We start from the raw sequence: 15,144 nt of genomic DNA on the forward strand, positions 1-15,144 counted from the left end.
TAATATGTAAAAAGTCATAAGGGGTTCGTTCAGTATTTCGTGTCGTTAAGTTGCTTACTATCTTCTATATTCTAGTCAATAAACCGCTAATTTAATGCTATCCATACTAGTTACTATTAATTGCATATCTATTCGCACTATATCATTCTCCCCATAAATTTACCGTCGAAATTTGTTGAAAAAGATAATTTAAACAAATATTATAAGAATATTTTTGAATTTCTTTCGATAAAAAAATCCTTTTGAATGATAGAGGAGTTTATCATCAAAGGGACTTTTTTATGTTGTGTTAAATATATTGTTTCAAAATAATAATACTCAAGAACATTGATATATCAACATTATTGAGTATCATAAGTTTTAAAAATTAACCTGGACCTAAAGATACCGGTGGCCGGGGTCGAAATACAGCAATAATCATTGATTTAATAAGCTTTTATTAGGGTGCTGTGTAAAATTTGTGTAAAAAGAATATGGACGTGTAAATCTTAAAAGCAGATGAATCGTTGAACGGGTTCGGTTGAGGAGGATAACCTCCCATTCGTACCATTTTGACAGGTTCGTATCCCTGTTCGATCAGCTGCTTCGCCATATTTTGTTCTAATAGAGCTTCAGATTGATAAGTCACGATGTTCCCCACCTTTTTTCAATCAATGGAAATTGAAAGACGTTTTGTTTACTTCTATTCATTATAAACCTTTACAGGGATTTAGTACCATACATAAGGAAAAAAGAAGGGATGGAATCTTATAGCGAAAAACCCTGACAGAGAGTGTCAGGGTACGAAAGTTCTTTTGGTATATAGAAAAAACTGTCTAATTTTGGTAAGAGTATATGGCGTTCTGCAAACTAAGTGAATTTATGAATGTAAAACCGTCCCAATAGAGTGTACTCACTGGGATATAATTATTATTTTATATAAGCTGAATTACTAAGAAATATGCTTAATTAGATCCATCTCTTTTCTATTTTGCCAATCGCAAATCGTTCCAAAAATTTCTGATGAACATAAATCAAACTTTCCTCGAAAATAAATAACGTTAATATAATCATCATCATAAAATTGAATAATGACTTTAACTCCCTCACCGGGAATGTAAGAGCCAAATATTAAATGCGATAAAGGAGGAAGTTGAAAACTATCTATTACTTTCTTTGTATAATTCAGTGATTCTTTATCTTTCAAAGGGGCTACAAATGTATTATCGCTCTTTCCTAATATGAAATCTCTCGCGCTATCAAACTGAGAATCAAATACAAAATCTTTCTCAAATTTATCTGCTAAAAAGTTCAAAGCTATCTTAGCCATTACTCTCTCATAGTAAGAAATTTTTGAATTAATATTTAAACTAACTAAAGTCTTAGAATTAACTTCTTCGATTTCTTTCTCCTGGATTTTACTGTATATATAATTGTTTAGAATAACAACTAAATTTTTTAGAGTAGTTTGCTCATTACACAATACAAACCATTGAAGTTCTTTACCTTTAAAAACTATACCTACATTAAATTGATTAACATCATAAGAGTTTTCGAAAAAAACAATAGGTGAAGCACTTTCAAAGTTTTTAAGATGATCAAGCAGTTCATCAGAATATTCATTAGCATTTTTCTGATTTGAATTAAATATCAAATTAACTTTTTCATCAGTGTAGGCAATTTGATCAATAATACATGGTTCTCCTTTTTTGATATAACCTAGATAGGAGTCGCTGCTCTTTTCTTCTAAATCACTTATTACTCCTACCCTTGATTTTGTATTGTATCTGTCATTCAGCTTCCCTCTTTTGCCTGGGCCTAAAAAAATCCTATATAATGCTAAATAGGAATCTTTTAAAACGTTTCCTTCTAACTTAGAAAACATTGTATTTACTTCATCACTTACATATCCTTTAGGCAGTTTTCTTATCCCCCCTAATCCTGCTGGGAATATATGCTCTTCACCGTTGAAATTTAATGATTCTTTACAGTCTTTATAATAAATACATCTATTCATTACTTCACTCCTTAAGATATTGGTGAAAATAAATGTTTTTCTCAAAAATAAATATAACTCTTGCAAAGGTAATTCTCACTGTATATTCCGTTTTGAAAATCTTTCAAATTATCCAGGTACCAAACAAAGTATTTTTAAATCAAACATAGTCTTAACAAAAATTCTGGCAAGGTTATTACCGTAAAAATAATTATTTGTTTAAAATTCTGCTTGCTGTATTCATCAATTGATCTAAGGTTTGACAGTCTTCTTTATCCATGGGGATCAATGAGTTAGCTAGTTTTTCCCAGTTACCAACTTCATAGGGAGTGTATATTCCCCCGTTGTCGGCAGTTATCGGTTCTGTAAGTAAGTCTGCAGGTTTATTTAGCACATTAATGTTTGAAGATAACAATTGCCATGTATTAGAGATTTTTTCTTCAGATTTACAAATGGGAAAGTCTTCTCTTTTATGAATGGTACTTATTGCAAGATCAACAATTTCATATGAATCAGTATATACCCACATATGATAATAATTTTTCTTTGGATTGTAAGGAAACAAATATTGAAAGTCTTTTATATAAGCTTTTCCTATCGCTAACAAAGTTTCTTTAGAGAAATGTTCACTCATTAACTGGGATGTAATTAAAGCTACATCTCTACATCTATCGTGTCTTGAAACTTCATTACTTTTAAATGAATTGATTACAGCTTCCTCAATTTTTCTTTTAATAACTTTATTAGTTTGTAGCATAAAAGCCCTGCTATAATTTAAATCATATAATGAAAAAATGTAGGCGCTTATTGGAATGTAACATTCTATATAGTTTTACTTCTTCAATAATTTATAAATTATTTCTTTTTATAAAAGACCATATAATGCTCTATTTTTATTGGTGTTTTATTGAAGAACTTTTCAAATTGTTAGTATACGAGATGCTAAACTTATTAAACAATCTTAGCCTAGATCTTATAAAGAATTACTAAAAGTGGTTTGTCAACACTAGATAGATGTATTCAGTAGGTGTTAAGTAATATAGTGAGCCATGGTCCAAATATGGTTGAACCAATGAACATAGTCAAAAAGTTCAAGGTCAAACTCGTGTTTGTTAGCGAATACCGCACCTCGAACGAATTCTGTTTTATTGATAATTAATTGTGGCTTCCGCAACATATGGCTTTCCTTTATCACTTAAGGATCTTTCAATGCCAAAGGTGTCGACGTTTTAGATGATTTGAATTGTGCCGACAGTATATTTCGAGACAATTCCTTGTTTTGCCATGAAGCCCGATACAAAGTTGAGAAATTTTAGACATTATATTCCCTCTATATATGTAAGTTCGACAAGTTGTGTGTTTCACCTGCTTTTTTCATTCGTCCAAATTTCGGCACTACTAACTCATATATCTAGTAAATGTAAATTTTTTCAATACAAAGCCAACGATTATAAATTAATGAATTTTCTCACTTATTTGTTTATAAAGGTGTACTTTTACCAACGCTAATAATTTTTTATGAATTCCATAATACTTAAAATAATTGAAAAGATAGGATGATATCTAAATAAAAGAATTGACCAAAAATTAAATTTGTACTTTTATGATCGAAAACCTTATACAATAAATAGACTAAATAGTGTAATGTGCATAAATACTTCTATTAAGAATAAATTTATACTTGGAGGATTTTAAATGAATAATGAATTTTTAGAGAAATGTTTAAAAGAGGGCACGCTAGCCTATGTCAATATAAGTGAAGAGTTAATAAAAGAATTCAAAGAAGAAAAGTTGGTTACGCTAGGCTTATTTAATGGGTTATTGGAAAAATCAAGTACTTTTTTTCATTTATATAACAATAATCATTTAGTTAGCTTAGATTGTATTACTAGACCTATTATAGAAAACTATCTCTATTTAAAATACATTTTAAATAGAGATAGTCAAGAAGAAAAAAATTACTTGGCTTCGAGATCTTATCTATTTAAATCTAAGATGAGAGAAATTGAAACACATTTATCAAGAATAGCTAAGAACAATAAAGGAGAAAAATTAAGAAGGCTTTTTTCTGATATAACTATAGAAGAATTAGAGCATAATTATTCTGAAGAGGAAGCCTTGAGAGACAAAGAAGAATTAAGGGAGAATTTTAAAGATATATTATCTTTAAGAAGTGAAAAAGATAAATGGTATGATATTGATGAGCAAAATAAAAAGAGTTTTGAACAGCTATGTTTTTATATGGACTTTGAGTCAGAATATGAACATTTCTATCGTGCTTTTTCAAAAGAAATTCATTCCTCGGATGTAATTGAAACTTTTGATTTTACAGAGGAAGAATTTAATGAATTTTTCTTTATAAAATCAGGGATAAGTTTAAATTTAATAAGTAATTTTATTATGGAAACCGTAATTTCTTACTATAGATGGAATAATTTAATATATGAAGCTGATAAATTTAAAGAAATGATGCAAAAGGAATTAGTTAATAATGCAACAGAAATTGATATTAGAATTTTTGATGGAAAAGAATAAAGAGTAGAAAAAATTGATATATTTTTTGGTGGAAGCACATATTTAATAGCTTTTGAATATTAAGTTTACATAATCCCACGTATCGGTACCTACCATAAATTTTATAAATGTTTAAAGAACCCAGCCCATCAAGTAACCAGCGAAGTTGGCGTGGAGAGATGGCTTTTGTTTGTTTAGATGACTCACCAGGCCAAGACAACTTGCTCGTTTCTAAACGTTTATAATATAACCAAAAATCATTATTATCCCACTGTAAGATTTTAAGTTTATCTTTGTTGCGATTACAGAATACAAAGAGTGCTGGTGAGAATGGATCAAGTTCAAACGCTTCTTTTACTATAACCGCTAAGCCATCAATTGACTTTCTAAGGTCCGTAGGACCACAAGCTAAATAAACCCGCTCATAGTATGGATGAATCATTGATACTTCAGTAAATGTAGTACATCAGATAAAAGTTGGCGATCAACTTGGGGGTTTACTTCCACTAATAGCTTATCAATCTTGATAATAATGGATGAACTATCACCGATGTAAGATGATTGACTAATGTCTAACCAATCTATAGTAGAATTATCTGTTTGTTGATCAAACTTACGTTTCCAATAATACATTTGATGAATATTAATGTTTTCCTGACGACACCAAGCAGCCATACTAAGGCCGCTTTCGCCCCACTGATCCATTCTTGTATGCCATTCTAATTGTTTATCTGACATGAAAAGCCTCCTTCGAGAATTAATCTATGAAGATTATCTCATCTGGTTGCTGAGTTGCATACGTATGTAGTATTTGACGCTTACACATGAAAGAGAAGACCGCAGAAATATTTCAGAAGTTCGTTGATGTATGATTAGTGGTCTAAGCACAAAAAAGACCCCCAACCAAAATTGGTTGAGAGCCTTTGAAGTATTGATAATTAACGCTTTGAGAACTGGAATTATTGTTTTTTAAGAGAGCTAATATATATGAATCCTTTTTTATCAACATTCTAATGGCTTTCACTATGGACTAAGACGGATAAAAATGGACTCTTGAAGATAGCATTTGAAGCATGGTAGACGCTAGTTGAATACAATTTACATTAAAAATCATCAAAATCAACTAAATGATTCTCAACATTATATCCTAAGTTCCACATAATATCTTTAAATTCAAGTTCTTTTGGCTCTCTTGACTCATCATGAAATTCACAATTTATTAACTTATCTCGTATTTTTCTAGTTAGATTATTTTCGATTTGCTCTCCTAAATTATAAAATTTTACATCTCCAATAACAGAAATTCCAAATAGATTTTCAGGTCTCTCTAATGAGACTATTATTTCATCTGAAAATAATAATCCATCTTTATTTTGGAAAAAATTTTGCCATATTTTTTGAAACTCTCTACTATTAAATATTAATTCTCTTGGATCTAGCCCCGCAATTTTAAATAATTTATAAATATACCTTAATTTATCATTCCTATTTAATCTAGTTCCCAATAATACCTCAGTTTCATCATCTAAGAACAATTCTTTATATGAATCAAAAGTTGTGTTTAGTTCTTCATGTCTAGTTGATATACATGGCAAGTTTCTCAAATCCTTATATCTTAAACCTTTCATATTAATTAATGTAATAAATATTTTTTCCATCATTTCTTTCTGTTTATTTAAAGCATGAACATTACCAAACAAAGTAAATACAATTTTTTCTTCGTTTGAAAAATTTTCATCATTAAATGTTTTAATCTCATTTACTATGCGTACTTTAATATTTTCGTCTTCCAGACTAAAGTATTCAATAAAGTCTTCAACCTTCATTAAATCTAATAATTTCCCTGTTTTTTGGTAGAACTCTAACTTTAATTGATCATGAACTACTCTTTCTTTTCCTAACTTTATTCTCCAATCTGACTTTTCATCAGACAAACCGTCATTTGTTACAATTACAACTCTAGAGAATTTCTCCATTTTTTCTTCATCAACTTGTAACAAATTTATTAAATCTTTCCATAAGATAAGATCTCCTGCTTTATCAGGAATAACTAGGTCTCCAAATATCTTTTCTTCTTCTTTACTTGCATCACAAAACCCTGGGGGGATATTCTTTTTATACCTATCATCCATATCCGATATATATTCATTAATATTTTCTTGAGTATACATTTCGCCAACAACACTTGTAGTTTCAAACAACTCATCAATTCGATCTGTAAGTTTTCTTACTTTTTCTTCATACTCTGCTATCTTAGGTAAATTATTTTCTGAAATTGAAAATTCTTTTAATTTTTTATTAAGTATATTCTCTATTTCAATACACTTATTTTTAATTTCCATTACAGAACTTTCAACATATTTATTAATAATTTCTTCAATATCCTTTTTGAGTAAATTATTTAATTGATCATAATTCTTCGATTTGCTACTAAAACTCTCAGATTTTAGTTTTTGCTTAATTGATGAAATATCAAATATTTCTACTTCTTCTGCAGCTGAATTAACATAGTTCTCTAGAATCTTAATATCATTTTTTAAGGAATTGGTTACAGAATTTATATTGGATAGGAACTCTATATACGTTATAAAAGGAATATATATATCCTTCTTTTTATTCTCTAATGCTTTTATATAACTATCTCCATTGGAGTAACTTTGATAAGCATATAAGAAATAATTAGTATCAATGACAAATAAAGTTTCCTCTGAATCTTCGTGCTTATATTTGTAGTTCAATGCAGACAAGTAACTCATAATAAACCTTCTTTCAGCTTGAAAAATTTGTACTAATGATATACAAGTACCAATCAATAAAATCTGCTCAATTCATATGATGAATTAACCTCTAAATATTACATAATAGCAAATTAACCACTTTTTAATTTAATATATAGCGATCCACGTAATCTAAGGTTACACACTTATTTAATTTTCAAATAATTGTTCTTATTTGGGATACTTGGAATCAGCCACTTTTGCAAAGTTCAGCTCGCCTTTCTGATCGGGAATCGTTTGATATATGTATTGTACTTCCACTACACACTTGCTTTTATATAGTAAATGCTAAATCAATTATAACAAACCTGACTGATGATCGTATGCTATTTTTGGTGAAATTCGGAAAACATCTTCAAGTATTTATTATCTATAATTTATCACGACTATTCATCACAGTTTCCGTATAATAACCTTATTAAAACAACCTTTTTGTGGAAAAATATACAGCCCTTTAACCACAAAAACCCTCCAGGTCCTCTGAAGAGCATTCTTTTTGATAAATATTTTTGGGAATCCCTCAATATCCAAGTCTACCAATCTTCTCTGTAAATCACCTTCACAGCTATTGGTGTAACACTTCAATAAAATTATCAATAAAATCTACATAAAGTTCACAACCAGATTCGATAACTTAATAAGATATGAGATCAGTAAAGTAAATTCGAATCTATATTTAAAGCTACGGACTTTATTACGCATACGACTATATACCGTCAGCCTAACGAATCCGATACGGTAAGATATGCTCTTTCGGCTGACATATACATCAATAATTTTCTACTTAGATTATTAAAGCTCTTATAGAGTATATAAATTACTAAATCATCATTACTCAACATTTTGTTACTTATTGTTAAGACAGGATGACTTTAAAACTCATCAGCCAATCTTGGAAAGAACTTGATAGTATAATGTTTCACCTTAATTCTTCCATTAGCCAGAATTTACCTTGCTCGTTCTGAAGATACACTAATTGTTTGGCCTAAAGACTTTAAAGATATATATTCATTTTCCAGATAACTTAAAAATATTAATTCCTCCAACTTTAAGTATCTTGTGTCAATTTTGCTATGCTCCAAATGCGCTCTGGTAGTTACCCAAGTGCTAAAGAACTCTAGCTCATTATTAAGTGATCCATGATCAATATATAAATTTCGAACTAGACTTTTATCAATTATGTTTAGTCTATCGAATATATATTCAACAATTTTCTCTCCTGCGCCATAACTCCTAATCGATTAAAGGAGAAACTGGTGCAAGAAGATCGATGGTTATTTGAATCTTAAAAACGAACTCACATTCTTCATGTGGGCATTCTCGATCTAAGTAGCCTTTCTCATCAGATATCATTTCAATAGACATTTCCAAATGATCCCCCTCCGATCCTCGGTCTATCAAAAACTAACCTTAATTGTTATTAATGAAAAATACGTTCACAATCATATTTCGCAAGTTCCTAATCTGTCGAGATAGAACCTGGATTTCTAAATAATTTTGGCGTAACCGAATATCTTCATTATACGATCTGCCTATTTAACAAGTTTGTTCGAACAATTCTAAATATCTTTCTATTTATTTGGACACAGTATATACTAATAAACACCTACTAAGAACAGCGCCAAAAACTGTTCGCTCTATGTAAAAAGGAATAGCTATCTATCCAAGTCCTCATCCAAAGAATCGTTTATATCGAAGTTTATTTTATTATCATCTAACATGAAATCTCTATTTTTTTCCTCTTCCAATAGCTGGTTAATGAATTCTTGATTGATTTGATTAGGTTTTTCACCTGACGATTTGAATTGACATGTAAAGCTGTAAAGAAGCCCTCGTTTTCGTCCATACATGATAATCATCCTTTAATAAAGTATTTTCGTCATTCATTGCTTTTGGTTCATCTACATCTTATCTCTTTATTCAAACGCCTATCACACATACTATCAATGACTATTATACTACGAATCATCTATCTTTTTATCCATTCATCAAAATAACACACTTTTGTAACTATTTAACATCTTTTTCATTCAGAAGCGTTTTCAGTTTGGTTCAAATCATCTGCCTCCTGCTAACTTATTGATCGAAATATGTCCTTTTCATTACCATTTTTATCCATCATTTTTTGTTCTAACTTCAACTTACAATTCTGTATGAGTACTTTTTTGGTCTTCGTTCCATATATTACTTATTTTAACAAACCTCCCCTTTCGCGCCACAAACGCACCAAAGGCTTCTTAAAGTATTGCTTCCGTTTGTTTAAGAAGAAATTACTTTTTCTGTTTAGTTTCTGCCCATATTTTTCGGGCAACTGGCAAACACTCTTCCTCTGAAAAGCTCCAATCAAAAGCTTTAGTAAAAATCTGTGCAATGCCATCTGAAAGAGTATTTACAGAGTCAGCATTACTTAGTAAAGAAACAATCCTTGCTATTTCAAACTCATATTCATCGTCAGGTGCAGAAGGCAGTAATTCAAGAGGGTCCCATTCATTAACTATCTTTTTTACTATTTTAAATGTCTCATTATATATTTCTTTAAGATGTTTATTTGACAATAAAAAATCTCTCCTTTAGTTTGCACAACAACTAATTCCTTTTTGAACTAACGCTCTCCGTTTGTTTAATACTGATTTAATTACTAAAACAACATTCACTCAACAAATACAAAAATCAATAAACTAATTGCAAATAAAATATATGCGATTTGAATGATTATGTACATTGTAAATTCAAAAGTTGAAAGTTTATTTTGCTTTTTAGTTTTCTCCAGATGCCGTAAATAGAAAGCGGAACTAAAAATAAGAATTACAATAGAGATTGTACGCAAGGCTTCTGCAAAAATTACCAAGCTTATCTACTCTCCTTCCCTTGTTCTGTCGATGACTGTTATCAATTTAGTCCAATTTTAAATCTCTTCATATTTGTGCTTTACACATTTCATTCCGCAATAAAATCCGATTGCGGAAACTCATTTCAAATTGTTAAAGTAAACTCCACGTCAGCGCCATAGCAGAAGCTAAGGCTTCTTCAACTAACGCCACCCTTTAGTTGAACAACGCTTCCCTTTTAATTAAACATAGAATCATAAAACCTAAAATACCACCCATTGTATTTAAAATAATATCATCGACATCAGAAACACCCAGATGACTAACATACTGAGTAATTTCAATAATAAGACTAACCATAAATGAAATAAAAATGACTTGAGTGATTCTCCTTATTTTATCGAAAATAAGTGGTAATAAAATTCCTAGTGGTATAAACGCTACTATATTGCCAAAAGTATTATAAAACCAAGTATCGAAATTATAACTCTGAAAATTTAATAAGTAATTTCCGATAGTTGCAAACGGTATAAGGTTATGTGATATATCAACATAATGCCCATAAAGCCTTGTAGGGAAGAATATACTTTCTCCCAGAAAGCTAACGGACAATAATAAATAAATGTAAATTAAGAAACAGACAGTTGTTACGTATTTCCTTGATTTCAAATTAAAATAAAATACTCTCACTTAACACACCCCCTTAGAACGAGGGTATGTCCCATTATTAGTAAATATTCAATAAGAAAACTGCATACTATGTTAACGGATTCTTTCCATAGAACCATTACAGTAACAAGAGCTTGTTATGCTATATGAATCTAACTGAGGGAGCGCCACAACAGCAACAAAAGCTTTTTCAACTATCGCTCCCTATAGTTTAAGTGCATTGTTTCACAAACTCGCTTTTAAAGTTAAATGAGATTATATAAGAAAACGTAACATAACTCAAGTTGAATTATATTGCACATCTCTACAAAATGGAATTTGCTTTACGTGAACGTTCTCTTGCTTTAAGTATACAAATATAATTATCCAACATCGTCTCTAAGTTCCCTGGTACATTTACCTTCGCACTTCCACTTCCAGATAAATCCTTAATAGTGAATTTACTTATTTTTTCATTCTCAAAAAACATTTCCAAATCTTCATCTTTTATCCATTTTTCCAATCCATTATCATTACTAAAATACTCAGCAAATTTACCACCTTGGAAACACTCATGAAGAAAATGTGGAACATAATCATAATATGGTGCTGAACTGCGTTCACGATTTATTGCTCTATAGGGCAAAATCATAACATTTTCTCTTTTCATCCCTCGTACAAATAATTCAGATAGCTTTACAACTATTGGGTTATTAACTGGGAGAAATTTTTCTAAATCATGTTTAATTAATTCTTTTAAAAAAGGTATCTTATTTTTTTTATTACGCAAGCCTATTTTATTTAAAGGTGCATAGCCATTAATTCTTACCAATGAAAGTCTTAATGGTAACCACAAAGAAATTATAGTGTCTGCTTCTAACTTGCCATCTGTTAATTGACAATCCAAATCGTTTTCTCTTCTATAACTATCATGCAGTTTCTCATTTCCTCTATATGGCACTACTTTAGGCTCATTCTTATCGTAATATATCCACTGCTGAATTTTTTTCTCAATAGGTTTCAATATCTCTACACTTTCCATTTTTATTAGCCCCTTCATCTTTAAATAATGTAAAAAATTCATTTATTATTATTTACCAAATTGTTGCATCGTTCATAAGTTACTTTTTCTATTTATGTGAAACACCTCGATTTATTCATAACCTTATTGATAGAACATTAATACATCTAATCTTATTTTACAGTAAATAGTTATTCCTTTTGAGATTTCTTTTTGGACAAAATGCTCCCCGTTTGTTTAAGTACATCTTTTCACAAACTTGATATCTCGATCAATTGAAGTAAATTTATTTATCATGAAGTTGGGGCTTTGTCGATGCTTAGTTGCCTGCTCAAAAGCATAAGCTAGTTTTATTAAGACACCTTCGCTGAAAGCACCACCTACAAAAGTTACGCCAAAGGGTCTTCCATTTTTCATATATCCAGCAGGTAGTGCAATAGAAGGATACCCAGCTTTAGCACAAATCGTTGACCCTATATAGGAAGGGAAAAGAATTGCGTCAAGGTTATATTTTTTCAAAGCAAAATCAATACCTTGTTCCTGGGAAAAATGCAAGTCTTCTAACCTTGCGTTAATATATTCAGGATTTCTTAATGTATTAGTGAGTCCTTCTCTTAATTCCAACTTATTTCAAATCATATAATGTCACTCCCAAACTCCATTTTCTATGAAAAGAAGGGATGTCAATGTCCTCTATAACACAAGCTCCTTCATAACTTATGGTTTGAATAGCTTCTTTAAATAATCCTTCATCGTACTCCTCAGATTGCAGGAATTCGTTAGAAGCATTACTAAAAACACCAATTCTAGCTCCTCTTAAACCCTTAGAATCTAAATACTTAGAATAATCCCGCTCTGACCTTCCTTCACTTTTATAGGTCGCTGGGTCAAGTTTATCAACACCAGTGAGAGCTCCTAATAAAAGTGATGCATCTGTAACAGTTCTTGCAAATGGTCCTGGCGTATCTTGAGAATACGTAAAAGGAATAATACCTGTACGGCTAATTAAACCAACAGTAGGCTTAATTCCAACTACTGAATTTTGAACAGCTGGACTAAGAATTGAGGCATCGGTTTCCGTACCTACTGATAAAACCGTAAAATTTGCAGCAACTGCCACAGCCGACCCTGAACTTGAACCACCAACAAATAGGTTAGGATCTCCATATGGATTTAGTACTTGCCCCCCTCTAGAACTATAACCAGACCACATTTCACTCGACATCCCATTAGCTAACTCTGTCATATTCGTTTTACCTAAGATTATTGCACCTGCTTCACGGAGTCTTTCAACAATAAAGGCATCACTACTGCTATTATAATTCTCAAGTGCAATAGTTCCAGCACTAGTATGCATTGAATCACATGTTTCAATGTTGTCTTTTATCAAAACAGGAATACCGTGTAAAGGTCCCCTAGCACTTCTTGTATTTCTTTCATAATCCAATGCTTCAGCAATGAAAATTGCATCTGGATTTATTTCAAGTATAGAATTTATTTTAGGACCTTCTTGGTCATACTTTGCAATTCTATGTAGGTAATACATAACTAATTCTTTTGAGCTAACTTCGCCATTTTCCATAGCTACTTGTATATCATTAATCGTATTACTATGTTTATTTTGTCTTATATCTAAATGATTTTTCTAAATATGAGTTTAAAATCGTGCTCCCATTTTAAACCGTCACCTGAATTTTGCCATGAACTATGTATTGTATCTCTTGACTCATTAATATTCCTAACAAATCGCTGGCAAAAATCTAATTGTGAAAAATCAGATGTATCCCTCCACAATTTCCAAACACTGTTCTCTAAACTCATGTTATATAGACGATTTATACCTCGCGAATCAAAATAATGTTGTAAATAACTACCAGTAATAGAATCGTAGTCATAAATAATCGTACTACTTGGGAATTCGGGTTGTTTCATTATAGTTCGTTGAACCATAAATTTCTCCTTTTCTATCCAATCAAATATCGTTTGTCCATAAATCAAATTTGTTTGGAAATCTGGGAGAATTACTTCGATTTCCCATTTACCTATAAAAAAATCTAATCGCTTTAGCTCTTCATCACGAACTGATTTATTCATCAATAATCTCCCCTCTCTCTTATTCAGTTCTTCTGCCAGTTAGTTTAATATGTAACGGTATTTCCATAAATAGCATCTCCTTATTGAAGGATTCTCGTTAACTTAATTAGATTGTTTGAAAATATGGTTCAAATAATCTCCATGTCCTCTTATAAGTTCAACCTCATTTGCAGATGAAATCCAAAAGAAATGAAAGATTAGCCCATCTTCATCTCCACCACCTGTTGGTTTGTAATCCCATTCTTCTTCAACATTTGAGACAACTATTTTATAAAAGAATCTGTTATGTATTACATCATCATCATTCTCCCATAAATCTTCAGCAAGTAGATGCTCAACATGAAAATCCCTTAATCCCGTCTCTTCTTCAATTTCTCTATTTACTGCATAGTGAGTCTCTTCTCCAGGTTGTACAGTGCCCTTTGGTATTTGAATACCTGCTTCAGCAATTGGATGCTGAAATACTAATACCTGTGTTTTACCATCTTTTATTCTTGTTACATAACCATAGGCTTTTTTAATTGGTGCCAATTGTTATCTCTCCTTTCAATAACAATAAGACTGCAATTACAACAGCTCCTCATCTATTGCTACCTCATTATTGATATTGCGTCAGCATAAATGTTTAATAGTAATCGCTAATGTTCCCCAATTTTTTTCTTGTTCTGGAGTGTATATTTCATATGTTCCATCTATCATTTCTTCCATTGTCCAACCTTCACAATCAAAATCCTGAAAAGGAATATCCTCATACATTGCTTGAAATGTATCGTATATTTTTAGGTTTGTTACTTCTACTTGTAATGTTTCATCTTGTTCAGGCACCTTAATGAATTCAATCGTATCTCCAACTTTTATCTTTTTTCTTTTTTCATCATTCAAACGTACTTCAATCTTTTTCTTCCCCTCTTCAATTGATTTGAAATATTCTCCATACAACCCCATTTGATGTATCACTCTGATTTCACCTCTGCTACACTCCCCAATTAATCTTATTCTTATGCAAACCTCCTTTTTACTGGAACATGAGCAGCGGCAGCTTCTTGTGCAATACTTTAAATTTCACCTTTTACAAATGGAGAGAACACGGAATAAATAGACCAAATGAAAACGATCCAAAAAGTAAGTGACGTTATGCGATCGTCCAATAATGGACTCTTTATGAATACTCCCGCCACTTAATTTCTAACGAAATTTGAAGTGGGGGTTTCTAGGGTATCGACTTTCAAGATGACGATTAACCGCTAGTGGAGTTGACACAGTGGTGTGCTAAAAACACCCAACCCC

At 31.0% G+C, this 15,144-nt stretch carries 15 protein-coding genes and 2 pseudogenes; 1 reads left to right on the plus strand and 16 read right to left on the minus strand.

The genetic code is table 11. The features are described from left to right. Positions 1-439: 439 nt before the first annotated feature. From QDN89_RS19430 to QDN89_RS19445, 4 genes and pseudogenes are all read right to left on the minus strand, one after another. Entirely contained in the window at positions 440-628 is a 189-nt protein-coding gene (locus tag QDN89_RS19430; protein WP_280771834.1) for a hypothetical protein, read from the minus strand. A gap of 303 nt (positions 629-931) precedes the next feature. Continuing rightward, on the minus strand, positions 932-1,996 hold the full coding sequence (locus tag QDN89_RS19435) for a hypothetical protein (protein WP_280771835.1): 1,065 nt from the start codon (positions 1,994-1,996) through the stop codon (positions 932-934). A 190-nt stretch (positions 1,997-2,186) separates the two neighbouring features. Beyond that, positions 2,187-2,732 (minus strand): hypothetical protein, encoded by a 546-nt coding sequence (locus QDN89_RS19440; protein WP_280771836.1) that lies wholly within the window; start codon positions 2,730-2,732, stop codon positions 2,187-2,189. 229 nt (positions 2,733-2,961) lie between these two features. Next, a pseudogene (locus tag QDN89_RS19445) lies at positions 2,962-3,201 on the minus strand (IS3 family transposase); the annotation flags it as partial. Between the two features lie 469 nt (positions 3,202-3,670). Between QDN89_RS19445 and QDN89_RS19450 the strand changes: the two are divergent. Further along, positions 3,671-4,510, plus strand: coding sequence for a DUF5677 domain-containing protein (locus QDN89_RS19450; protein ID WP_280771837.1), 840 nt, complete (start codon positions 3,671-3,673; stop codon positions 4,508-4,510). Here the strand turns inward: QDN89_RS19450 and tnpB are convergent. From tnpB to QDN89_RS19505, 12 genes and pseudogenes are all read right to left on the minus strand, one after another. Beyond that, positions 4,485-4,931 carry an IS66 family insertion sequence element accessory protein TnpB gene (gene tnpB / locus QDN89_RS22020; protein WP_425335428.1) on the minus strand — a complete coding sequence of 149 codons (447 nt, stop codon included), beginning with the start codon at positions 4,929-4,931 and terminating at the stop codon, positions 4,485-4,487. The genes QDN89_RS19450 and tnpB overlap by 26 nt on opposite strands. After that, positions 4,928-5,227, minus strand: a complete 300-nt coding sequence (gene tnpA, locus QDN89_RS19455) for an IS66 family insertion sequence element accessory protein TnpA (RefSeq protein WP_280771838.1) — start codon at positions 5,225-5,227, stop codon at positions 4,928-4,930. The genes tnpB and tnpA overlap by 4 nt, the downstream gene beginning before the upstream one ends. Before the next feature lie 365 nt (positions 5,228-5,592). Beyond that, positions 5,593-7,245 carry a PIN-like domain-containing protein gene (locus tag QDN89_RS19460; protein WP_280771839.1) on the minus strand — a complete coding sequence of 551 codons (1,653 nt, stop codon included), beginning with the start codon at positions 7,243-7,245 and terminating at the stop codon, positions 5,593-5,595. Between the two features lie 1,254 nt (positions 7,246-8,499). Further along, positions 8,500-8,631 (minus strand): hypothetical protein, encoded by a 132-nt coding sequence (locus tag QDN89_RS19465; RefSeq protein ID WP_280771840.1) that lies wholly within the window; start codon positions 8,629-8,631, stop codon positions 8,500-8,502. Between the two features lie 290 nt (positions 8,632-8,921). Continuing rightward, positions 8,922-9,116 (minus strand): hypothetical protein, encoded by a 195-nt coding sequence (locus tag QDN89_RS19470; protein WP_280771841.1) that lies wholly within the window; start codon positions 9,114-9,116, stop codon positions 8,922-8,924. A 420-nt stretch (positions 9,117-9,536) separates the two neighbouring features. Next, positions 9,537-9,821, minus strand: coding sequence for a DUF1871 family protein (locus QDN89_RS19475; RefSeq protein ID WP_280771842.1), 285 nt, complete (start codon positions 9,819-9,821; stop codon positions 9,537-9,539). A gap of 489 nt (positions 9,822-10,310) precedes the next feature. Beyond that, positions 10,311-10,784, minus strand: a complete 474-nt coding sequence (locus tag QDN89_RS19480) for a VanZ family protein (protein ID WP_280771843.1) — start codon at positions 10,782-10,784, stop codon at positions 10,311-10,313. Between the two features lie 283 nt (positions 10,785-11,067). Next, positions 11,068-11,784 (minus strand): hypothetical protein, encoded by a 717-nt coding sequence (locus tag QDN89_RS19485; RefSeq protein ID WP_280771844.1) that lies wholly within the window; start codon positions 11,782-11,784, stop codon positions 11,068-11,070. A gap of 216 nt (positions 11,785-12,000) precedes the next feature. Next, a pseudogene (locus tag QDN89_RS19490) lies at positions 12,001-13,345 on the minus strand (amidase family protein). 50 nt (positions 13,346-13,395) lie between these two features. Beyond that, positions 13,396-13,857: a hypothetical protein gene (locus tag QDN89_RS19495; RefSeq protein WP_280771845.1), complete on the minus strand. Its 462-nt coding sequence runs from the start codon at positions 13,855-13,857 to the stop codon at positions 13,396-13,398. Positions 13,858-13,959: 102 nt separating this feature from the next. Beyond that, positions 13,960-14,388 (minus strand): NUDIX hydrolase, encoded by a 429-nt coding sequence (locus QDN89_RS19500; RefSeq protein ID WP_280771846.1) that lies wholly within the window; start codon positions 14,386-14,388, stop codon positions 13,960-13,962. Positions 14,389-14,469: 81 nt separating this feature from the next. Continuing rightward, entirely contained in the window at positions 14,470-14,814 is a 345-nt protein-coding gene (locus tag QDN89_RS19505) for an ASCH domain-containing protein (protein WP_280771847.1), read from the minus strand. Positions 14,815-15,144 lie beyond the last annotated feature (330 nt).

It is taken from the genome of Salipaludibacillus daqingensis (assembly GCF_029891575.1).
Lineage (GTDB): Bacteria > Bacillota > Bacilli > Bacillales > Salisediminibacteriaceae > Salipaludibacillus > Salipaludibacillus daqingensis.

Excerpts from the sequence above, each read along its gene's own strand:
- QDN89_RS19435 (WP_280771835.1), bottom strand. The coding sequence starts at position 1,996 with ATGAATAGATGTATTTATTATAAAGACTGTAAAGAATCATTAAATTTC.
- QDN89_RS19440 (WP_280771836.1), bottom strand. The coding sequence starts at position 2,732 with ATGCTACAAACTAATAAAGTTATTAAAAGAAAAATTGAGGAAGCTGTA.
- QDN89_RS19450 (WP_280771837.1), top strand. The coding sequence starts at position 3,671 with ATGAATAATGAATTTTTAGAGAAATGTTTAAAAGAGGGCACGCTAGCC.
- tnpB (WP_425335428.1), bottom strand. The coding sequence starts at position 4,931 with ATGATTCATCCATACTATGAGCGGGTTTATTTAGCTTGTGGTCCTACG.
- tnpA (WP_280771838.1), bottom strand. The coding sequence starts at position 5,227 with ATGTCAGATAAACAATTAGAATGGCATACAAGAATGGATCAGTGGGGC.
- QDN89_RS19460 (WP_280771839.1), bottom strand. The coding sequence starts at position 7,245 with ATGAGTTACTTGTCTGCATTGAACTACAAATATAAGCACGAAGATTCA.
- QDN89_RS19465 (WP_280771840.1), bottom strand. The coding sequence starts at position 8,631 with ATGTCTATTGAAATGATATCTGATGAGAAAGGCTACTTAGATCGAGAA.
- QDN89_RS19470 (WP_280771841.1), bottom strand. The coding sequence starts at position 9,116 with ATGTATGGACGAAAACGAGGGCTTCTTTACAGCTTTACATGTCAATTC.
- QDN89_RS19485 (WP_280771844.1), bottom strand. The coding sequence starts at position 11,784 with ATGGAAAGTGTAGAGATATTGAAACCTATTGAGAAAAAAATTCAGCAG.
- QDN89_RS19495 (WP_280771845.1), bottom strand. The coding sequence starts at position 13,857 with ATGAATAAATCAGTTCGTGATGAAGAGCTAAAGCGATTAGATTTTTTT.